Here is a 447-nt window from a genome sequence, read left to right on the forward strand (position 1 = left end):
GCGGCGTCGACCACTACTTAACAGATCGGCCAACGCGAGTCGTCGGCGTGCTGGATGCTTTGCAACGGCGGGGCTTGGGTGGCGACCGCGCGCAGCGCTTGATCGCCGGGGCGATGCAGTCCGCCGAAAGAGCCAAGACCCTTGTGCAGCGGCTACTCGCATTCGCACGACGCCAACCACTCCAGGCCAAGCCGGCTCACATGGGAGACCTGATTCACGGAATGGGCGAGCTGATTGCCAGTACGTGCGGTCCGCAGGTGAAGGTTTCCATAGAGATCGAGCAGAACTTACCGGCCGCGAGGATCGCCGAGATTCAGTTGAGAACTGCTCCACTCAAACTCGCGGTCAATGCCCGTGACGCTCGGCCTGCCGGCCGTCCGTTCGGCATTATAGCGGACGCCCGACAGGTAGCTCCGGGAAATGGCTCGAACCTTACCGCAGGTCGCT

Annotated in this window: 1 pseudogene; it reads left to right on the forward strand. The window is 62.9% G+C overall.

Going from position 1 to position 447, the window contains the following annotated elements:
- Nucleotides 1-74 precede the first annotated feature (74 nt).
- Nucleotides 75-447 (forward strand): annotated as a pseudogene (locus tag AWU74_RS14365) (hypothetical protein); the annotation flags it as partial.

The organism is Treponema endosymbiont of Eucomonympha sp. (genome assembly GCF_001028545.1).